The organism is Stakelama sediminis, assembly GCF_014199335.1.
GTDB lineage: Bacteria > Pseudomonadota > Alphaproteobacteria > Sphingomonadales > Sphingomonadaceae > Sphingomonas > Sphingomonas sediminis.
Window position 1 is genome coordinate 37545 of the sequence record NZ_JACIJI010000008.1, and the last position, 19153, is coordinate 56697.

At 61.9% G+C, this 19153-nt stretch carries 20 protein-coding genes; 10 read left to right on the plus strand and 10 right to left on the minus strand.

Annotated elements, in window-relative coordinates:
* Window position 1: 1 nt before the first annotated feature.
* Window positions 2–598 carry a GNAT family N-acetyltransferase gene (locus tag FHR23_RS14840; RefSeq protein WP_184005556.1) on the plus strand — a complete coding sequence of 199 codons (597 nt, stop codon included), beginning with the start codon at window positions 2–4 and terminating at the stop codon, window positions 596–598.
* On the opposite strand, the gene FHR23_RS14845 is transcribed toward FHR23_RS14840, so the two are convergent.
* Both FHR23_RS14845 and FHR23_RS14850 read right to left on the minus strand, forming a co-directional pair.
* On the minus strand, window positions 575–1324 hold the full coding sequence (locus tag FHR23_RS14845) for a hypothetical protein (RefSeq protein ID WP_184005558.1): 750 nt from the start codon (window positions 1322–1324) through the stop codon (window positions 575–577). The two genes, FHR23_RS14840 and FHR23_RS14845, sit on opposite strands and share 24 nt — an antisense overlap.
* A complete protein-coding gene (locus tag FHR23_RS14850; RefSeq protein WP_184005559.1) occupies window positions 1321–2133 on the minus strand; it encodes a hypothetical protein in 813 nt (270 codons plus the stop codon). The genes FHR23_RS14845 and FHR23_RS14850 overlap by 4 nt, the downstream gene beginning before the upstream one ends.
* Window positions 2134–2215: 82 nt before the next feature.
* Between FHR23_RS14850 and lipB the strand changes: the two genes are divergently transcribed.
* The 3 genes from lipB (at window position 2216) to FHR23_RS14865 (ending at window position 4137) form a co-directional block, all read left to right on the plus strand.
* Complete coding sequence (gene lipB / locus FHR23_RS14855) at window positions 2216–2908, plus strand: lipoyl(octanoyl) transferase LipB (RefSeq protein WP_246359928.1); 693 nt, start codon at window positions 2216–2218, stop codon at window positions 2906–2908.
* Window positions 2909–2996: 88 nt separating this feature from the next.
* Window positions 2997–3251, plus strand: coding sequence for a hypothetical protein (locus tag FHR23_RS14860; protein WP_184005561.1), 255 nt, complete (start codon window positions 2997–2999; stop codon window positions 3249–3251).
* A gap of 181 nt (window positions 3252–3432) precedes the next feature.
* Complete coding sequence (locus FHR23_RS14865; protein WP_246359929.1) at window positions 3433–4137, plus strand: hypothetical protein; 705 nt, start codon at window positions 3433–3435, stop codon at window positions 4135–4137.
* Between the two features lie 150 nt (window positions 4138–4287).
* Here FHR23_RS14865 and queE read toward each other — a convergent pair whose 3' ends face one another.
* The 6 genes from queE to FHR23_RS14895 form a co-directional block, all read right to left on the minus strand.
* Complete coding sequence (gene queE / locus FHR23_RS14870) at window positions 4288–4920, minus strand: 7-carboxy-7-deazaguanine synthase (protein WP_184005563.1); 633 nt, start codon at window positions 4918–4920, stop codon at window positions 4288–4290.
* Complete coding sequence (gene queC, locus FHR23_RS14875) at window positions 4917–5606, minus strand: 7-cyano-7-deazaguanine synthase QueC (RefSeq protein WP_184005565.1); 690 nt, start codon at window positions 5604–5606, stop codon at window positions 4917–4919. The genes queE and queC overlap by 4 nt, the downstream gene beginning before the upstream one ends.
* Window positions 5607–5762: 156 nt before the next feature.
* Window positions 5763–6224 (minus strand): DUF3617 domain-containing protein, encoded by a 462-nt coding sequence (locus FHR23_RS14880; RefSeq protein WP_184005567.1) that lies wholly within the window; start codon window positions 6222–6224, stop codon window positions 5763–5765.
* A 61-nt stretch (window positions 6225–6285) separates the two neighbouring features.
* On the minus strand, window positions 6286–7197 hold the full coding sequence (gene hslO / locus FHR23_RS14885) for an Hsp33 family molecular chaperone HslO (RefSeq protein WP_184005569.1): 912 nt from the start codon (window positions 7195–7197) through the stop codon (window positions 6286–6288).
* A 117-nt stretch (window positions 7198–7314) separates the two neighbouring features.
* A complete protein-coding gene (argF, locus tag FHR23_RS14890) occupies window positions 7315–8241 on the minus strand; it encodes an ornithine carbamoyltransferase (RefSeq protein ID WP_184005571.1) in 927 nt (308 codons plus the stop codon).
* A gap of 48 nt (window positions 8242–8289) precedes the next feature.
* Window positions 8290–9486 (minus strand): aspartate aminotransferase family protein, encoded by a 1197-nt coding sequence (locus tag FHR23_RS14895; protein WP_184005573.1) that lies wholly within the window; start codon window positions 9484–9486, stop codon window positions 8290–8292.
* A 223-nt stretch (window positions 9487–9709) separates the two neighbouring features.
* Here FHR23_RS14895 and FHR23_RS14900 point away from each other — a divergent pair, with 223 nt between their 5' ends.
* Entirely contained in the window at window positions 9710–10378 is a 669-nt protein-coding gene (locus FHR23_RS14900) for a DUF2490 domain-containing protein (RefSeq protein ID WP_184005575.1), read from the plus strand.
* 37 nt (window positions 10379–10415) lie between these two features.
* Here FHR23_RS14900 and FHR23_RS14905 read toward each other — a convergent pair whose 3' ends face one another.
* Window positions 10416–11252 carry an ABC transporter permease gene (locus tag FHR23_RS14905; protein ID WP_184005577.1) on the minus strand — a complete coding sequence of 279 codons (837 nt, stop codon included), beginning with the start codon at window positions 11250–11252 and terminating at the stop codon, window positions 10416–10418.
* A gap of 71 nt (window positions 11253–11323) precedes the next feature.
* Here FHR23_RS14905 and FHR23_RS14910 point away from each other — a divergent pair, with 71 nt between their 5' ends.
* The 5 genes from FHR23_RS14910 to FHR23_RS14930 all read left to right on the plus strand — a co-directional run bounded on the left by FHR23_RS14910 (window position 11324) and on the right by FHR23_RS14930 (window position 17670).
* The gene (locus FHR23_RS14910; protein WP_184005579.1) at window positions 11324–11980 is read left to right on the plus strand and encodes a GcrA family cell cycle regulator; all 657 of its coding nucleotides are present in this window, start codon (window positions 11324–11326) and stop codon (window positions 11978–11980) included.
* A 233-nt stretch (window positions 11981–12213) separates the two neighbouring features.
* Complete coding sequence (locus FHR23_RS14915) at window positions 12214–12642, plus strand: TadE/TadG family type IV pilus assembly protein (RefSeq protein ID WP_221227562.1); 429 nt, start codon at window positions 12214–12216, stop codon at window positions 12640–12642.
* The gene (locus FHR23_RS14920) at window positions 12639–14282 is read left to right on the plus strand and encodes a TadG family pilus assembly protein (protein WP_184005583.1); all 1644 of its coding nucleotides are present in this window, start codon (window positions 12639–12641) and stop codon (window positions 14280–14282) included. The genes FHR23_RS14915 and FHR23_RS14920 overlap by 4 nt, the downstream gene beginning before the upstream one ends.
* A 59-nt stretch (window positions 14283–14341) precedes the next feature.
* Window positions 14342–16327: a DNA topoisomerase IV subunit B gene (gene parE / locus FHR23_RS14925; RefSeq protein WP_184005663.1), complete on the plus strand. Its 1986-nt coding sequence runs from the start codon at window positions 14342–14344 to the stop codon at window positions 16325–16327.
* A 23-nt stretch (window positions 16328–16350) separates the two neighbouring features.
* Window positions 16351–17670 (plus strand): serine hydrolase, encoded by a 1320-nt coding sequence (locus FHR23_RS14930; RefSeq protein ID WP_184005585.1) that lies wholly within the window; start codon window positions 16351–16353, stop codon window positions 17668–17670.
* Window positions 17671–17676: 6 nt separating this feature from the next.
* Here the strand turns inward: FHR23_RS14930 and FHR23_RS14935 are convergent, their stop codons facing one another.
* Window positions 17677–19083 (minus strand): hypothetical protein, encoded by a 1407-nt coding sequence (locus FHR23_RS14935; RefSeq protein WP_184005587.1) that lies wholly within the window; start codon window positions 19081–19083, stop codon window positions 17677–17679.
* Between the last annotated feature and the right edge of the window lie 70 nt (window positions 19084–19153).

The window sequence follows — 19153 nt, forward strand, 5'->3', positions numbered from 1 at the left end:
GATGGCGCTGATCCCGGTTGCGGCGGAAGACCTCGCCACCGTCGTCACCTCGCTGGAGATGACGACACGTCCGCTACCTCGCCCGCTTCCGCCCTCGCCGTTTCAGCTTGTGCACTGGACCGCCCCGACAACGGAACGCTATCGTACGCTGTTTCGCCGGATCGGGTCGCCATGGCTATGGTATTCGCGACTGGTCATGACCGATGCCGAATTACACACGCTCCTCGACAATCCGGCAATCGAAGTCTTTGCGGTTACGGATCGTGCCGGCGTTGAACTCGGCATGCTCGAACTCGATTTTCGCGAGCGCGGACAGTGCGAACTGTCCTTTTTCGGGCTCGTCCCCGAACTGGCGGGCAAGGGACATGGCCGCTGGCTGATGGCGCATGCGCTGACCCGCGCATGGCGATCGGGAGTCAGCCGGGTCTGGGTACATACATGCACGCTGGACCACCCCCACGCGCTGGGCTTTTACCGCGCAAGCGGGTTCACGCCCTTCCGCCGGACGATCGAGACCTTTCCCGACCCCCGGCTGATCGGTATTCTGCCGCGCGATGCCGCGCCGCAGATCCCGCTATTTGAAGACATGGCTTCCTGATCCGGTAAGCTGTCGATAGACGGTGACCCGCAACAGCAGTTGCGCGACAGCGATCAGCATTCCTACCCCCGCAGCGATCGCGGCGAAAATCGCCACGGTTACCGGGTTTTCACCGCCTCCGCTCAACGCCTGCCGGAACATCTCCGCCACGCTGACCGCGACCTGTCCGGTGAAAAAAATCGCGAGATAGGCGAACATCAGCACCCAGCCATGGTTGCGCGTCAGATCGAAACTGCGCCGAATCGCATCGATCGGGTTGGTTCGTCCTTCGGCGACCACCACCAGCTCGGCCAGAAACAGCCGCCCCAGCAAATACAGCCCCGGTACGATCAGCAGCACCAGCCCGAACGCCACCGCAATCGAAATCAGGATTGCGGTTATCAGCATCGGTGCCCAGGCGAGCAGCCCGGCGCGCAATCCGTCGCGAATCGTCGGCTCGCGCTTAACGATCAGCGCATAGAGCACCGCCGATCCCAGTGCAGAAAACACCGATATCGCCAGCGACCAGGGCGCGGCGCGCGACAGCATCTCGCTCCACGCCTGTAAAACGGCCGTCGGGTCGGGCGTTCCGGTTCCCTGCCCCACGGAAGCAGGCGGACGCAGAAACATCTGCGATGCGAATAACGGCAGGAAGAAGAACGGCGCCGCCACCCGCAACAGCCAGTCACGCAAGGCGCGCCAAAGGGCTATTGCGTCGCGAAACGCGGCGCTTAGGTCAAATTTCATACGGGAACCGCCACTCCATCAGAACTATCCGCGCTCGCCAGATACAGCGTCGCCAGAAATGCCGCCTGCAACACCGTGAAGCAGGTCGTGACCAGCGCCACCGCTATGGCGGTCAGGACACCCGCCACCGTAATCGTTCCGTCGTGCCCAAACAACAGCAGCATGATCGATCCGAACACGGTTTTTGCGGCCAGATGGGCAACGATCAGCATCAGAATATAAAGCAGAAACACTCCGATGATTGCCGCCGCCAGCCCGGCCGTCAGTCGCCACGACCGGCCGATCGCCCCGGCACCGCGCCGTTCGGCGACCACCACCGGCATGGTGAGCGCAAGCCGCGCCGAAAGATAGAGCAGCACCGGCACCAGCAAGATGGCATAGAGCACTATCAGCGCCAGCATTCCGGGCGACACCGCAGCCATACCGGTTTTTGCACCGGTCCAGAAACCGCTTGCCGCCAGCATCGCCGCAATCGGCGCGGCCAGAGCGATAAAGATCAGCAGGATCAGCAGGCTGACCCCGATCGCCGCCGGATATCGCCGCAACGCGATCATCCCCGCATGCCTGGCCGAAGCAGGTTCGGACACCAGCGCGATAATCGCCAGTTGCGCCCAAAGCACGATCAGCGCCGCGATCAGCGAAATGCCGGACAATGCGACGATCAGGCCTTCGGGAGCACCGGGTTCGCCCAGCGGTTCAAGCGTCTGGGTAATCATCATCGGCACAAAGATACCGGCGAGTGCGATCGGTAGGATCGCGCTGAAATGTCCACTCAGGAACCGGCTTGTGCGGTCCCAGATATTTCCCATCTTGACCATCGATCCTTGCGCCCTCAATTGCCGTAAGACCCTTTGCCCTCGCCTTATTTACCCAAGCATTTCCGGATTGCCAATGCAGCCTGCACCCGCCTCTCCTGCCGAGATAGCCGATATGCTCGATATCGAATGGCGTGCCGAGGTCGAACCGGTGGCCTACCCCGATGCGGTCAGGACGATGGAAGCACGCGCAGCGGCAATCGCCGCGGGGGAGGCGCGCGAACTGATCTGGCTGGTCGAACATCCACCCTTATATACTGCGGGCACCAGTGCCGATCCGTCCGAACTGCTCGATCCGCGTTTTCCCGTGTACAAGACCGGGCGCGGCGGACGCTATACCTATCACGGACCGGGTCAGCGCATCGGCTACCTGATGCTGGACCTCAACCGGCGCGGCCGCGATGTGCGTGCGTTTGTCCACGGCCTCGAACAATGGCTGATCGATACGCTGGCCGAATTCGACATTCCGGCCCGCGCCGAACCGGGCCGCGTCGGCATCTGGACCGGCTCCGGCGCGCAAGAGGCAAAGATCGGCGCGATCGGAATTCGGGTTCGTCGATGGGTCACTTTGCATGGTTTTGCGATCAACCTGTCTCCCGACCTGACACATTTCGGCGGCATCGTTCCGTGCGGCCTTCCCGATTTTGCCGTCACAAGTGCCTGTAAACTTGGAAAGAAAATTTCTCCTGAAACTTTTGACGCAACTTTGGCGTTGAACCTCGCAACATTTCTCGCATCCCTTTCCACAGCTTTTGAAAACGACACTTGAGCGGGGGGGGCGAAGCGTTTAATGTCTAGCGCGGTTTGGGTATTAACGAGCAACAGCAAACCAACCAGAATTTTTTAGGGAGCTCTAAATGCGTGCACTCATCTCCAAGGTCGTAACCGGTTCGATGATCGCCGGCGCGGCGCTGATGGTTTCGGCCTGCGGCGGAACCAGCCACACCACGACCGACAATTCGACGATCACCGACATGAATTCGACCGACATGATGGACGGTACGATGACCGACAACATGTCGATGGTTGACGGCACCATGGGCAACGACTCCATGATGATGAACGACAGCAACATGATGATGTCGAACGACACCATGACCAACGGCATGTAATTGCCGGCTGTACGGTTTACGAAAGGCCGTCCGGGCAACCGGGCGGCCTTTTTTGATTCTTAACGAGCTGTCTGGATGGCAGCGATCGCCAATCGTCGCAAGAAATGCAAAAAGCCCTTGGGAAATGATGGTAAATTTCCTACTCCTGCCATTCGCCGGATCGGCGGGGTGAGAGGATTTTATGCGCGTATTTCGTATCATGGCCGTAACCTTCGCGGCATTTCTTGGATTTGCGGCAGCTCCGGCATCCGCCCAGTTTTTTGTGAAGCCCGTCGACCTGAACGGTCCGCGCGTAACAGGTGCGGAACCGGGCATATTGGGACAGGCCTTTCCCGGCGCGACGCAGGCCGAATTACACGCGGCTCTGGTCTGGAATCTGAGAGCGGCGCTCAACGTAGCGGCATTGCAATGCAATTTCGCACCGGATCTGCTTGTGCGGGAGCAATATAACGCGATCCTCGATACACACGCCACCGAGCTTAAACAGGCTTATGATACGCTGGGCCATTATTTCGAGCGTACCAGCAAGTCGAAGCGGGCCGGGCAGACCGCGCTCGATCAATATGGCACCCGGCTTTATTCGGGACTTTCAACCGTTGGCGGACAGCTCAGCTTCTGCGAAACCGCTGCCAAGGTGGGCAGCAAGGCACTGTTCGCGCCTCCCGGCGGCCTGACCAACATCGCCGAACAATATATGTATGAAATCCGCCGCAGCCTGCTCAACTGGGGAGATCAGGTATTCGCCAATTTCTATGTCTATTTCCCGGCACCGCAACTGCCGGATTTTACCAATGACCGTTGCTGGGACCAGGGCGAATATCAGGACCGGAAATGCGGCCCCTATCCCTATCGCAACGTCAGCCCGCCCGCGGCAATCCGCGGCTGAACCGCTCTAGGACGGATCGACATTCAGAAGATGATGTGACGAAAATGGTGGATTTTCGTGACCCGGCGCGCAGCGTACTTTCAGTACGTGAGCACTGGAAGCACGGAAAGCCGCCTTTTGCAGGCCATCAGGGCTGAATGGCGATCCGTCCTAGCGCAGGCCGAGCATCTTGTGTGACTGGAGCGTCAGCCGCCAGCGCGGACGCTCCAGCACCAGCGCAATTGCGGTGCGGGTATTTTCCTCACCCGCCTCGCTGTCCATCGGCTGCACCAGAAAATTAGCGAACTCCCATTCTTCCAGCGCATCGACGTCCGTGCCCGCCTGCGGCCAGACCAGTTTCAGCTCATCGCCCGAACGCTGTACCACTTCGCTGCCTGCCTTGGGGCTGATGCAGACCCAGTCAATTCCCGGATGCGCGGCCAGCGTGCCATTGCTTTCGATTGCGATCTCGAAGCCGGCATCGTGAAGCGCATCGACCAGCGCATCATCGACCTGCAACATCGGCTCGCCACCGGTAAGCACAACATAGCGCTCCGCCGCCTCGGCACCCCAGCAATCGGACACCGCCGCCGCCAAAGCCGCAGCATCGGGAAATTTTCCGCCGCCATCGCCATCGGTGCCGACAAAATCGGTGTCGCAGAACCGGCAAACCGCACTCGCCCGGTCCTGTTCGCGTCCCGACCATAAATTGCACCCGGCAAAGCGCACGAATACCGCACGCCTGCCGCTACGCACGCCTTCACCCTGCAAGGTCAGGAACAGTTCCTTGACCGCATAGCTCATGGTCGGGTGACGTATCGGGTCGGATCGGGAACGCCCGCTTCTTCAAACCCCTTGGCACGCAAGCGGCAGCTATCGCACAGTCCGCAATGCAACCCGCCGGGCGCCGGATCATAGCATGACCAGCTGATTCCCATGTCGAGGCCCAGCCGATCGCCTTCACGGACAATATCCGCCTTGGTCATATTCTGCAGCGGCGCACGGATCCTGAACGGTTCGCCTTCGACTCCAGCCTTGGTCGCCAGTTCGGCAAGTTTTTCGAACCCTGCGATAAATTCCGGGCGACAGTCGGGATATCCCGAATAATCCAGCGCATTGACGCCGATGAACAGGTCGCGCGCCTCGCACGCTTCTGCCCAGCCCAGGGCCAGCGACAGGAAGATGGTGTTGCGCGCAGGCACATAGGTAATGGGGATGTCGCTGCCCACGCCTTCCTTCGGAACATCGATATCATCGGTCAGCGCCGACCCGCCGAACGCACGCAAATCGAGCGGCAACACGACATGGCGTGCGGCATCCAGCATCTTCGCGACCCGTCGTGCCGCGGCCAGTTCAATCTGATGGCGCTGATTATAATCGATCGACAGCGCAAGAATGCGATAGCCTGCCTCCTTCGCAAGCGCCGCAGACACCATCGAATCGAGGCCACCCGAAATCAGGGCGACCGCCAGCTTTTGTTCCTGTTTCATGACGATGCAGCTAGGACGCCGCGCACGCGGGCGCAATGGGCATCAAGAAAAGGGCCGCGTAAAAAGCGGCCCAGTTGGTTTGGGAAATTCTGCCAGAAAGAAATGTGCGTTTGGGAGCACGATTCGATGTATAGCGCACCAAAGGTAAATGCCCGCTTAACGGCGTTCGCCTGCGCTACAACTTCCTGTCCGCCGGCCATCGAACTCCGTATGGAACGGCAGGCCGTCCGCCAGCCCTTGCGTCGCGACCTCGATGCGCCGCGGCGTTTCCACGGTAATCGTGGTTCGGCCGTTTCCGCTTCCCGAACAGCTATACTCCACCGTCGCCTGATCCGCTTCATTCGCAAGCACCAGATAGGAGCATCGTCCCGTCGGATGCTGAATACGGATCAGTTTCCGGGTATCCGGAAGGCATAGTTTGCGAACAGCCCCGCCAGTGGTTCCGCTTTCGCGAAACTCCCATTGCCCCGCATCAAGCCGTTTGACAGCCTTCAACTCGGACGGGCCGCTTGATTGCGCAGCAACCGCGCTACCGCTCGCCACCAGCAGCAATACCGGCGTCATGCGTACGAAAGAACGCGCCTTTTGCACCAGTTCGAGAGAGCGAAAGCTTTTCATTACTCAAAGGTGGGGAGCGGGTTGGCGCCTTACAATAACAGCCGAACGAATTTAGTTTCGGTTAGTTAACGAAGCTGCTGAGCGGCACCGGAAAAACCTTCGAACAAAAAGCGCAGTCGACGGCGATATTCCCCTTTTCATCGGCCATGTCCTGCCGCTCCGTATCCGAAAATTTCGCCAGCACCTGGCGGATATAGTCAGGATCGCACCGGCATCCGCGTGTCAGATCGACTGCACTCAGCGTGCGCACTTCCCGTTCCTCATTGAACAACCGCCAGATCAGCGTTTCCAGCGGCAATTCGGGATCGGCCAGTTCGTCCGCGCCCATCGTCGCAGCGAGCGTTTCGACATGTTCCCATTCGGGGTGGTCGAGCCGGGTATGCAGGCGTTCGCGTCCCTCTTCGCCTTCGGGAAGGTGCTGGAGGAACAGGCCGCCCGCCACCAGATTCCCGTGGGCATCGCGACGTGTGCCGAGGCGGACGAGGCTGGGAATCTGCTCGGACTGATAGAAATAGCTCTGCGCGGCTTCGGCCAGCGACGCGCCGTCCAGCGGCACGATGCCCTGATAGCGCTCATCGGTTGCCGCCTGATCGAACGTCACCGCAAGATAGCCGTTGCCGAACAGCGCGAACAGCGACGGTTCGTCCGGCCCTTCGGCCAGCCGGTCGGCGTCGAACTGCACATAACCACGCAGCTCGCCACCGCGATAATCGCACACCAGCAGGCTGACGATCCCGTTCTGCGTCTGCGCCTGCAACGTCAACTGGCCATCGACATCCTTCAGCGTCGACCCCAGCAACGCGGTCAGCACTAGCGCCTCTGCCAGCAACTGCTCGATGACCGGCGGATAGGCGTGCGCCGACAGCACTTCCCCCAGCACCGGCCCCAGCCGCGCCAGTCGTCCGCGCGCATGCTGGTCGGGAATGGTGAAACCGATTGCACGGTCGAGATCGGGGGTGGTTGCTTCAGTCACGTCAAATCCTCGTCATCCCTGCGCAAGCCGGGATTTCCTGCCCATTACGCATTTTGCCGGAAAGGCTCCGGCCTGCACCGGAAGGACGAAGGTAGGAAGCCGCGTCGGCGTTACAACTCAGCCAATCTGGCCGAAGCACCAGCGCAGGATCGATTTTTGCGCGTGCAGGCGGTTCTCCGCTTCCGGCCAGATCAGCGATTGCGGCCCGTCAATCACCTCTGCCACCACCTCTTCACCGCGATGCGCGGGCAGGCAGTGGAGGAACACCGCATCGGGCTTTGCCGCCTGCATCAAGATCGGCGTGACCTGATAGGGCAGCATGGCCTTCAGCTTTTTCTCGGCATGATCCTGCCCCATTGAAATCCAGGTATCGGTGACGATGACGTCCGCGCCGGACACCGCCGCCGCCGGATCGCGGGTAACACTGGCACGACCGTCGGCACCGCTTACGAAAACGGGGTCCGGATCATAGCCTTGGGGACAAGCGGCGGCGACGTCGAACTGCATCAGGCCGCCCGCTTCCAGAATCGAATGCAGCACATTGTTGCCGTCGCCCAGCCATGCCCATTTCAGTCCCGGCAGCGCCTTGCCCGCTTCGATCACGGTCAGCAGGTCGGCGACGATCTGGCAGGGATGCGATGCGTCGGTCAGCCCGTTGATGACGGGGACGCTGGCATATTCGGCCATCTCCTCGACCTTCGCATGATCGTCGGTGCGCACCATGATCGCGTCGCAATAGCCCGACAGCACGCGCGCGGTATCGGCAACCGTCTCCCCGCGCCCAAGCTGGGTGGAGGCTGCATCGAGCACCAGCGCAGACCCGCCGAGCTGGCGCATCGCCATGTCGAAACTCACCCGCGTGCGGGTCGAGCTTTTTTCGAACACCATCGCCAGCGTGCGCCCCGCCAGCGGGGCATCGGCATCGGGTTTGCCCTTCGGCCATCCGGCGCGCGCCTGTTTACGGTCCAGCGCATCGGCCAGGATCGCGGCAACCCCGTCGCCGCCCGCATCGCTCAGGTTCAAAAAATTCCGATAGTCACTCACGAGGTTTCTCCCCCGGTCGGAGGCGCACCCGGCGCCTTCCGGTTAATCTCAATCATCGGCAGGCGGCGTATAGACGCGCGCTGCTTCGCTCAGTTTTTCGATGCACTCGCTGATATGATCTTCCTCGATCACCAGCGGCGGCAACATGCGCACGACATTGTCCCCGGCCGCGACCAGCAACAACCCGTGATTATCGCGGCAATGCGCGACGAAATCGCGGCTCACCGCCGGTTCCTTCAGCTTGAGACCAAGCATCAACCCCATGCCGCGCACGCTGTCGAACAACTGGTCGTGATTGGGAATCATCTGTTCCAGCCCGGAACGCAGGCGCTCGCCCATCGTCTTCACCCGGTCGAGGAAACCGTCTTCGAACATCACGTCGAGGATCGCCTCGCCCGCCGCCATCGCCAGCGGATTGCCGCCATAGGTCGAACCGTGGGTACCGAACACCATACCCTTGGCCGCTTCCTCGGTGGCAAGGCACGCCCCCAGCGGGAAGCCGCCGCCGATCCCCTTGGCCGAGGCCAGAATGTCGGGCGTGATGCCATATTGCTCATGCGCGAACCAGGTTCCGGTCCGGCCATAGCCGCACTGGACCTCGTCCAGCACCAGCAGCAGCCCCTTCTCATCCGCCGCCTTGCGCAGCCCTTTCAGAAATTCCTGCGTCGCGGGACGGATACCGCCCTCGCCCTGCACCGGCTCGACCAGAAACCCGGCAGTATTCTCATCGACCAGCGCCAGCGCGGCGTCGAGATCGTTGAACGGGGCATAGGCGAAACCGGGCAGCAACGGCTCGAACCCGTCGCGCATCTTCGGCTGATTGGTCGCCGAAATCGCGCCCAGCGTACGTCCGTGAAACGCGCTGTTGAACGTAATCAGCGTATGTTTCTGCGGATTGCCGTCGGCATAGTGGTAACGCCGCGCGGTCTTGATCGCGCACTCGACCGCTTCCGCGCCCGAATTGGTGAAGAACACCGTGTCGGCAAAACAATGGTCGACGATCCGCTTGGCCAGCTTCTCGCCCTGCGGGCTGCCGTACATGTTCGACACATGCATCAGCGTTGCCGCCTGCTCCTGAATGGCCTTGGTCAGGTGCGGATGGCCGTGGCCCAGCGCATTAACGGCGATGCCGCTGGCGAAATCCAGATAGCGTTCGCCGCGCTCGCCGATCAGGTAGCAGCCCTCCCCTCGCACCGGACGCACATCGCACCGCGGGTAAACGGGCATGAGCGGGGTGATAGTCATGGGCACTGCTCCTTCAAACTGACCGAATCGAACTCCGGAAAACACAAAGGGCGGTCCAACCGACCGCCCGGATGCCGTGTACGAGCCAGAGGTGGCGGGCGTCAATATGCCCGCCTTCAGAGCAAAACCAACGTTGCAATTTTTACACTTTTATTACACAAAAGTTTCTGCTATTGTAATATTGCATAAGTTCTATATTGGGCGCGGCATGTTGACCCGAAACATGCTTCGACTCGTCGTTTTGCTTGCCTGCTGCACAGCACCTGTCAGCGCCTGGGCCAAAGATGATGCGCAACTGTGGACCAATACCAGCGCCAAGGTAAAACTAGGCGACGGCTGGAGTATTTCGCAGGAGCTGACCGCGCGGTTCAGCGACAATCGCAACGGCCTGTATGAGCTGGAAAGCGATACGCTGCTCAACTACCAGATCAGTCCGATGATTATGATCGGGGCGGGCTATGTGCATGATCCCAACTATGCCGGTGGCGATTTCACCGTGATGGAACATCGTGCGCGCGAAGAGGTGACCTTCAACAATCTGATCCATATCGGGCCCGGCGCAATCAGCGCGCGGATGCGGCTGGAAACCCGCTGGCGTGACGGTGCAACCGGGACCGGATGGCGGCTGCGTCCCTATGTCAAATATTCGCTGCCACTCGGGTCACACGGCATCAAATTCTCGATCAGCCATGAAAGTTTCGTCAATCTCAATTCCGTACCCTACCAGAAGATCACCGGCGAGAACCGGATGCGGAATATGGCCGCACTCTCTTTCCCGGTATCGAAGGTCGCCGGGCTGGAAGTCGGATATATCGAACAGCACGGCTTCGTTCCCGGCGGTGCCGACAGTGACGATCACGTCGCATCGGTGGCGCTGAAACTGTCGCTTTGATCGGGCAGGGCCGGCTGAACGCCTGAGCGCGCGCCGATCAGTTCTTGATCTTCCAGCCGCGTTTCAGCAGCGTGTAGCACAGCAGGCCCAGCACGATATCAAGGCCAAGCACCACCAGCGCGCCGATCAGAACCGGCGAGTCGCTGATCCCCAGAAAACCGTAGCGAAAACCGGAAATGATATAGAAGAACGGATTGGCGTGGCTGATCGCCTGAAATGCCGGTGCCAGCCGGTCGATCGAGTAGAACGTCCCCGACAGCAGCGTCAGCGGCGCGATCACGAAATTGGTGACGGCGGCCGAATGGTCGAACTTCTCAGCCCAGATCGACGTCAGCACACCCATGAACGCGAGAAACAGCGATCCCAGCAGGCCGAACCAGATAATGGCCCAGATATGATGCGGCGTGGCATGCACGCCCGGCCACAACAGCATGGCCAGCCAGACCGTTCCGCCGACGCACAGCGCACGCGTCACCGCGCCGCCTGCCAGCCCGGCAAGCAGTTCGCCCACCGAAAGCGGCGGCATCAGGTAATCGACGATCGTCCCCTGTATCTTGCCGACAAGCAGGGAAAAGCTGGCATTCTGGAACGCGTTGTTGAGCATCCCCATGATGATCAGGCCCGGCGCGATAAAGTCGGCGAAGGACACGCCTTCCACCATGCCGCGGCCCCGCCCGCCCAGCGCAAGGGTGAAAATCACCAGATACAACAGGGTCGTGATCGCCGGTGCCCAGACAGTTTGCAACTGCACCTTGAAGAAACGGCGCACCTCCTTGATATAGAGGGTCCACAGACCGGCCCAGTTGACATTGCGGAATACCGCAATACCGGGTTCGGTCAGTCTGTCGTCACCGGAAACGGGCTGGTCGGTCATGGCTTTTCGCCTAGCCATTGCCGCGAAGTCCTGCAACCCGGTGCTGCGCACATGTTTGAGGATTTTGACGAATGAGCTGGACCGAAGAACGCATTTCCACGCTTAAAAAAATGTGGGAATCGGGCATGACGGCAAGCCAGATCGCCGAGGAACTGGGCGGTGTCAGCCGTAATGCAGTGATCGGCAAGGCCCATCGGCTGGGCCTGCAATCGCGCCCGTCCCCTGTGAAGAGCAATGAGGGCGACGCCAAACCGGCCAAGGCCGCCAGGCCTGCCCCCGCCCCGAAGGCGGCATCCAAACCCGCACCGCCGCCCTCTCCGGCACCGGCTCCCGCGCCACCGCCCCCGGCCGCGAAGGCACAGGAGGAGGACGCAGAAGATGAAAAGCCCCGGCCTATGGTTCGCTCTGTCGGCCCCGGCGGCTTTGTGCGTCAGAACCCCGGCGATCAGGCCCCCCCGGCAACACCGGCACCGCCGCGGCGGCTGGTGCCCGCCAAGCCGTCACCGGAGGTTGCCGACAAAACGTCGCTGCTCGACCTCAATGACAAAATCTGCAAATGGCCGATGGGCCATCCCGGCGAACCCGACTTTCATTTCTGCGGAGACAAGGTGAATCCGGGCTTCCCCTACTGCGTCGAGCATTGCGGCCACGCCTATCAGGCACAGCTCCCGCGCCGCGACCGCCGCCCGCCGCCGCCGCTGCCCTATGGCGGCCCGCGCGTGCGCTGAGTCCGGTATCATAGCCCAAATCACAATATTGCGTCGCAGCACATTTGTTGCGGCGCAATATTTTTGCGCGTTTAGTAAGTAGAGTATGCAATACTAAGGGTTTATACTTAGTAATTTCCCTTACCATATCTGTTTTCTTCTAGTTTCCGGCATCGATATTACGCAATTTTTGCAAGTCCGGTCTTGGGATCGGGTAGAGTAAAGCAAACGCCCGGTGCCGTACGAATCGGCCCATGGTCTTTTCATTTCACCCATTCGCAACCTTGCCCACGGATCGCCGCGGTGTGGCACTGGTGGAATTCGCGATTACACTGCCGTTGTTGCTCTATCTGATCCTCGGCATTCTCACATACGGACAATATTTTCTGCTGGCCCATAGCGCCCAGCAACTTGCCAATGATGCCGCCCGCTCGACGATTGCGGGACTCACCGGGGCCGAGCGCGCCAGCCTCGCCGGAACCACCATTTCCCGCGAAGCAGCTTCGCTCGATAGCGTGAAGCTGTCCGATATCAGCCACAGCATTCGCGAAGATGGCAAGGATGTCATGGTGACGGTGCGGATCGACGCCAGCCGCGTCCCCCTGATTTCCACACATCTTATCCCGGTGCCCGATCCCATGATCGAGCGGCGGGCCGTTATCGCCAGGGGAGGTATTTCATGAAGCGACTATATGCACGGCTGCGACACGACCGGCGCGGCAATGCCGCGATCCTGATCGGCGCAGCCCTGCCGATGCTGCTGGGTGCAGGAGCACTGGCGGTCGATCTGGGTTCAGCCCAGCTTGAAAGCCGACGCTTGCAGGGAATTGCCGATTCCGCCGCCCTTGCCGCCGCCACTGATGCCGCTGATGCGCAGGAACGTGCGCAGGACATGGTCGATGCGTCGGGATGGGATCGCAAGATCGACGTCGTCACCACATCCGGCACCTATGACCGCTCCGACAGCGACATCGCCACCCGCTTTTCATCCGGCGGCGTCCACCCGAATGCAGTGAAAGTCACGCTGACCACGCAATCCCCGACATTTCTGGCGCGTTTTTTCGGCAAGGACAGCATCACGGTCGTACGCAAGGCAACGGCAACACGCGCCAATCTGGCAAGTTTCAGCATCGGCACGCGGCTGCTCAAACTCGATGGCGGATTGCTGAACGCCTATTTGTCGGCGCTGACCGGCAGTCAGGTCTCGCTCAGCGTCATGGATTATCAGGCTTTGGCCAGCGCGAATGTCGACTTGCTGGGGTTTCTGAAACAACTCAATACACAGGCAAATCTGAAGGCGGTCAGCTTCAACGACATTCTGAAATCCTCGGTCAGCGGCCCGCAGGCACTGGCCGCTGTCGGGGGCGCGTTACCGGCAGGCACCGCCCAGAACGCCCTTACCCGGCTCGCCAGCGCAGCCAGCGGCACCGGCAAACCGCTGTCCAGCCTTATCGACCTTGGACCGCTGGGCACGCAGGACGATGGCGGCGGTGCGCTGGTCCGGGTCAATGCCCTGTCGCTGGCGACCGCGCTGCTCGAACTGGCCAATGACAAGCGGCAGGTGGCGTTCGACCTGTCGGCGGCGGTACCGGGGATTGCGCAGTCGCGGGTCTGGCTGGCGATCGGACAGCGGCCTGAAAGCTCGCCATGGATCGCGATTACCGATAGCGGCAATCCGGTCATCCGCACCGCGCAGGCCCGCCTCTATATCGAAAACCGGACAGGTTCGACGGCACTGCCCGGTCTCAGCACCCTCGCCAGCATCGACCTGCCAATCTATGCCGAACTGGCGAGCGGTGAGGCCCGACTCGACAGGATTTCCTGTGACGGGAATGCACGACATGTCACGATCGATGCGCGCAGCGGACTCGGCAAGGCGGCAATCGGCACCATCGACACCGGTACGCTGGACGATTTTTCCCGTGAACCGGCGATCAGCGACGCCCATCTCATCAACGCCCTGTTGCTGAAGGTCGACGGCAGCGCCACGATCGACCTTGGCGGCGATGAGCCATGGCATACGCTTCGTTTCAACGACGCCCAGATCGCCGACGGCGACCCGCAAACGGTATCGGGCAGCACAGCGGTACAGGGTATCGTGTCCAGTCTGGCATCCCGGATAAAGCTGAAGGTCAGCGCGGCGGGCCTGCTTTCCGTCAATACCGGTCCGATCGGCAACGCCGTGGCATCGCAGCTTACCACCGTGGCCCCCGCGCTGGACGGACTGGTCAATCTGGCGACCGGTGCGCTGGGCGTGCATTATGGTCAGGCAGACGTCTGGGTGACGGGTGTGCGCTGCGGACAACCGGTGCTCGTATCCTGACATAGCGCAGCTATCGGACGCTCTTGGCAAGCGAAGCCGTGCGCTCCTATAGCTATGCCATGTCCGACGACGATCTGTTCGCTTCCGCCCCCGCCGAATCATCCAGCTACGATGCATCTTCGATCGAAGTGCTCGAAGGGCTGGAGCCGGTACGCCGCCGCCCCGGCATGTATATCGGCGGGACCGACGAGCGCGCGCTGCATCATCTCGCCGCCGAAGTGCTCGACAATGCGATGGACGAAGCGGTGGCGGGCCATGCCAGCCGGATCGAGATGACGCTGGAACCCGGAAACCGGCTGACCATCACCGACAATGGTCGCGGCATTCCGATCGACCCGCATCCGAAATTTCCCGACAAGTCGGCACTGGAAGTCATTCTTTCCACGCTGCATTCCGGCGGCAAGTTTACCGGCAAGGCCTATGCGACATCGGGCGGCCTGCACGGGGTCGGGGTCAGTGTCGTCAATGCACTGTCCTCCGATACGGTGATTGAGGTGGCGCGCGACCGGCAGCTTTATCGCCAGCATTTTTCGCGCGGTGTGACATTGGGTCCGCTCGAACATCTGGGCGGCACGCCCAACCGGCGCGGCACGATGGTGCGCTTTACGCCCGATACGGAGATTTTCGGCAAGGAACTGAACTTCAAACCGGCCCGCCTCTATCGGCTTGCGCGCTCCAAGGCCTATCTGTTCGCCGGTGTCGAAATCCGCTGGAAGTGCGACCCCGCGCTGATCGAGGGTACGGACATCCCGGCCGAGGCGGTGTTCCAGTTTCCCGGCGGGCTGGCCGATCATCTAAAGGAACAGGTGGGCAAGCGCGAATGCGCCTCTGCCGACTTTTTTTCCGGCAGCCAGGATTTTCCCGACAGTCAGGGCAAAGTCGAATGGGCGGTCGCTTGGCCGCTATGGAGCGACGGCAGCTATAGCTGGTACTGCAACACCATCCCTACCCCCGATGGCGGCACGCATGAAACCGGGCTTCGCGCTGCGCTGACCAAGGGCATTCGCGCGTTCGGCGAACTGATCGGTCAGAAAAAGGCGAAGGATATTACCGCCGACGATGTGATGACGGGCAGCGAACTGATGCTGTCGGTATTCATCCGCGATCCGCAATTTCAGAGCCAGACCAAGGACCGCCTCACCTCCCCCGAAGCCGCCGGGCTGGTCGAGCGCGCGGTACGCGATCATTTCGACCATTTCCTCACCGCCAATATGGAGCGCGGCAAGGCACTGCTCGGCTATGTCACCGAGCGCATGGAGGAACGCCTGCGCCGCAAGCAGGAGCGTGAGGTCAAGCGCAAGACCGCCACCTCCGCACGCAAGCTGCGCCTGCCCGGCAAGCTGACCGATTGCGCCTCGGACGACCCCGAAGGCTCCGAACTGTTCATCGTCGAAGGCGATTCGGCGGGCGGCTCCGCCAAACAGGCACGCGACCGCAAGACCCAGGCGATCCTGCCGATCCGCGGCAAGATCCTGAACGTCGCCTCGGCAACATCGGCGAAGATCCTCGCCAATCAGGAAATCGCCGACCTGATTCAGGCGCTGGGATGCGGCACGCGCAAGGACTGCGACCCCGCCAATCTGCGCTATGAACGCATCATCATCATGACCGACGCCGATGTGGACGGCGCGCATATTGCCACGCTGCTGATGACCTTCTTCTTTCAGGAAATGGCCGATATTGTCCGGCAGGGGCATGTCTTCCTGGCTCAGCCGCCGCTCTATCGCCTGACCGCCGGGACCAAATCGCTTTACGCCCGCGACGATGCGCATCGTGCGCAGATCGAGGCGAACCAGTTCAAGGGCAAGAAGGTCGAGGTGGCCCGCTTCAAGGGACTGGGCGAAATGAACCCGGCCCAGCTTCGCGAAACCACCATGGACCCGAAAAGCCGCAACCTGATCCGCATCACCCTGCCGCAGGAATATGAGGAGCGCGCAGGCGTGAAGGATCTGGTCAACCGGCTGATGGGCAATAACCCGGCCCACCGCTTCGCCTTCATTCAGGAAAATGCCGGGCGGCTGGATGAGGAAACAATCGACGCTTAACGCCCGTGACGGGAGAGACTGGAATGATCCGCCTTGCCAGCGCAATCACAGCGGTGCTGATACTATCCGCAGCACCGGCAGTCGCCCGAACACCCTTTCAGGACACGATGAACAGCATCGATGCGTCGGTTTCCCTGACCGACCGGATCGGCGAACTCATCCCGATCCTGAAGGGCGAAGGCAACTATAACGCCTACTTCTCCGCCGCATTCCGCGAACAGGTGCCGAAGGCAAAGCTGGATGCACTGATGAAGCAGGTGGAGGCCGCTATCGGCACGCCGGTTTCCATCGAAAAGATCACCCCCGCCACGCCCTTCGCCGCAACCCTGCGTGTCGGGTTTACCAAAGGTGTGGCGACGATGCGGATCGCCGTCGATCCGAACACGCCGCATCGGGTGACCGGCCTGCTCATCACCGGCACCGAACCGCGCGGCGATACGCTGTCGCAACTGGAAGCGTCGTTCAAAACGCTGCCGGGACAGTCCGGCTATGCCATCTATGCGCTGAGCGACGGGGCACCGAAACTGCTGGCCGGTATGAAGCCCGAACTATCCGCCCCGCTCGGTTCCAGTTTCAAATTATGGGTGCTGGCCGCCGCCGCGCAGCAGGTTGCGGACGGCACGCGCCACTGGTCGGATATTCTCCCGCTGGTGCATACCAACCTGCCCGGCGGGACACTTTCAAGCTGGCCGGATGGTGCGCCGCTGACGCTGCAATCGCTGACCACCTTCATGCTTTCGCAAAGCGACAACAGCGCCACTGATACGCTGATCGGTGCGCTGGGACCGGACAAGGTCGACGCGATGGTCAGCGCAACCGGCGTGGCTCAGCCGGATCGCACCCTGCCCGTCCTGACCACCGCGCAGGCGTTCGCCCTGAAAGACCCGGCCAATGCCGAAATCCTTGCCGCATGGCAGAGCGCGACATCCCCGGACGCGCGGCGGGCCGTGCTTGCGCAACACAAGGCGGCGCTCGCCAAGCCGGTGCGTGAATCGGTCTTTTCCGGCAAACCGGTGGCGGTCGACAGCGTTGAATGGTTCGCCAGTCCCGCCGATGAGGCAAAGGTGCTCGACTGGCTGCGCCGTAATGCCGGAGACACGGCGCTCACACTGATGGCGGTCAATCCCGGCACCAATGCCGATATCGCCGGGAAATTCGCCTATATCGGCTATAAGGGCGGATCGGAGCCGGGGGTGATCGCGATGAACTATCTTGTCCGGCGCAAGGACGGGCGCTGGTTCGCGGTCACCGGCAACTGGCATCGCGACGATGCGGGCGTGAAGACGGAAAGCTTCGCCAGCCTGATGAACCGGGCGCTCGCGCTGACCGCAAAGATCGACTGACTTTTCTCAATCCTGCACCAGCCGGTGACGGCGCGCCTCAATGGCCGTTAGCTGACGGGCACCGCGGTCGAGGAACAGCGGGGCCAGCTTGGCGCTGCCGTCGCCGCGCGGTTCGCCCAGCATGAATGCCGCGGCGGCACGGCGCGCACCCGCCATCCGGTATCGCACATCGACAATCACCATCGGTACGCAATAGGGCCTGCCCTGCGTGCGGATGATCTGGGTGCGCTGCAATGCCAGAGTGAGTTGCGCATTCACCCGGCGCTGTTCTCCCGGCGCGAGCATGGTGCGCGCGGCAAAGGCGTTGGGCGGTCCGGCGATCAGTTGCGCGAACTCGGCATCCTGCCCCGCATGGGCGCTGCGCAACCAGGTGGATACCGCCACCTCCTCCGCCGCCATTCCGCCCGGATTGGCCAGCACGACATCGAAGCGGGCGCTCAGGCCCTTTTCGTCAACGCTCAGCAATTGCGGTGCCAGCGTGATGTCGAGCGGCAGCCCCTCGCCGCCCGGACGCGGTACCGGGTTCGGCGCAGGTCCGGCGCCCAGCCGCGTCGTCACCAGACCGGACGGCACCGTTCGAGCGGCGGCCGGAACTGGCACAGGTGCAGGCGCTGGCTGCGGATCGGCAGCGGGTTGCGGCGTGGCGACCGGTTGCGACTGGGCTGACTCCGCCGCTTCCGGTTCAGCTTGCCTAGGAGCCGCTGCCTGCTTTTGCTCGCGATAACGGGTCATCGCCTCGGCATAATGCGCTTCCCGCCTTCGCCGCCTCGCCCACCACAGCGCGAACAGGCTCAATACCGCGATGCCGCCTGCCCCCAGCGCCAGCCATGCCCATAGCGGCCAGCCGCTCGATTGGGGAACGGCCTGCGGCTGATGCTGCTGACCGGTAATATCGGGGACCGGCAGCGGCGATGGTTCGGGGGTCGGCGTTGCGGTCGGGGTCGGCGTTGCGGTCGGGGTCGGCGTGGGCGTGGGCGTGGGCGTTGCACGAGGTGACGGGCGCGCGACCGCCGATGGTGCGCGCTCCGTCTCCCGACTGCGCGACGGTGCGGGCGTCGGGCTGGGGCGCGGAACCGGGGCTGTGCGCGGTGCGGTGGCTCGGGGGGTGGGTGCGGGAACCGGCGTGGGCGACGGGGTCGCAGTCGACGCGCCGTTTTGCGACGGCAGCGAATAGGATTGGAGCGACGGCGTAATATAGGTTCGTTCCGGCGTCACACGCGGCACGGACGTTGGCGACGGGCTGGGTGTCGGCAAAGGGGACGGTACGGGAATGACCGGTCCCTGCACATTTTGCGCGGGAGCGGCTGTCGCCAGTGCGAGCGCGGATGAAAACAGGATTGCGCCGCCGAGAGAACTCGACGGACGCAATCGTGTCAGGGACAATGTTGGAAAGGGTAAGCGGACACGAACCATGATGCGCTTGCCATAAACGGCTTGTCCGCAAGATCAATGCGGCCCGTGATGTCCCGGGTCGCATGGCCGG

Bases quoted from the DNA above. Each gene is read 5' to 3' on its own strand.
- FHR23_RS14905 (WP_184005577.1), bottom strand. From the start codon at position 11,252: ATGACCGACCAGCCCGTTTCCGGTGACGACAGACTGACCGAACCCGGT.
- queE (WP_184005563.1), bottom strand. From the start codon at position 4,920: ATGAGCTATGCGGTCAAGGAACTGTTCCTGACCTTGCAGGGTGAAGGC.
- FHR23_RS14850 (WP_184005559.1), bottom strand. From the start codon at position 2,133: ATGGGAAATATCTGGGACCGCACAAGCCGGTTCCTGAGTGGACATTTC.
- FHR23_RS14845 (WP_184005558.1), bottom strand. From the start codon at position 1,324: ATGAAATTTGACCTAAGCGCCGCGTTTCGCGACGCAATAGCCCTTTGG.
- queC (WP_184005565.1), bottom strand. From the start codon at position 5,606: ATGAAACAGGAACAAAAGCTGGCGGTCGCCCTGATTTCGGGTGGCCTC.
- lipB (WP_246359928.1), top strand. From the start codon at position 2,216: ATGCAGCCTGCACCCGCCTCTCCTGCCGAGATAGCCGATATGCTCGAT.
- FHR23_RS14930 (WP_184005585.1), top strand. From the start codon at position 16,351: ATGATCCGCCTTGCCAGCGCAATCACAGCGGTGCTGATACTATCCGCA.
- FHR23_RS14895 (WP_184005573.1), bottom strand. From the start codon at position 9,486: ATGACTATCACCCCGCTCATGCCCGTTTACCCGCGGTGCGATGTGCGT.
- parE (WP_184005663.1), top strand. From the start codon at position 14,342: ATGTCCGACGACGATCTGTTCGCTTCCGCCCCCGCCGAATCATCCAGC.
- FHR23_RS14935 (WP_184005587.1), bottom strand. From the start codon at position 19,083: ATGGTTCGTGTCCGCTTACCCTTTCCAACATTGTCCCTGACACGATTG.
- FHR23_RS14915 (WP_221227562.1), top strand. From the start codon at position 12,214: ATGGTCTTTTCATTTCACCCATTCGCAACCTTGCCCACGGATCGCCGC.
- FHR23_RS14910 (WP_184005579.1), top strand. From the start codon at position 11,324: ATGAGCTGGACCGAAGAACGCATTTCCACGCTTAAAAAAATGTGGGAA.
- FHR23_RS14865 (WP_246359929.1), top strand. From the start codon at position 3,433: ATGCGCGTATTTCGTATCATGGCCGTAACCTTCGCGGCATTTCTTGGA.
- FHR23_RS14900 (WP_184005575.1), top strand. From the start codon at position 9,710: ATGCTTCGACTCGTCGTTTTGCTTGCCTGCTGCACAGCACCTGTCAGC.
- FHR23_RS14880 (WP_184005567.1), bottom strand. From the start codon at position 6,224: ATGAAAAGCTTTCGCTCTCTCGAACTGGTGCAAAAGGCGCGTTCTTTC.
- FHR23_RS14840 (WP_184005556.1), top strand. From the start codon at position 2: ATGGCGCTGATCCCGGTTGCGGCGGAAGACCTCGCCACCGTCGTCACC.
- FHR23_RS14920 (WP_184005583.1), top strand. From the start codon at position 12,639: ATGAAGCGACTATATGCACGGCTGCGACACGACCGGCGCGGCAATGCC.
- FHR23_RS14860 (WP_184005561.1), top strand. From the start codon at position 2,997: ATGCGTGCACTCATCTCCAAGGTCGTAACCGGTTCGATGATCGCCGGC.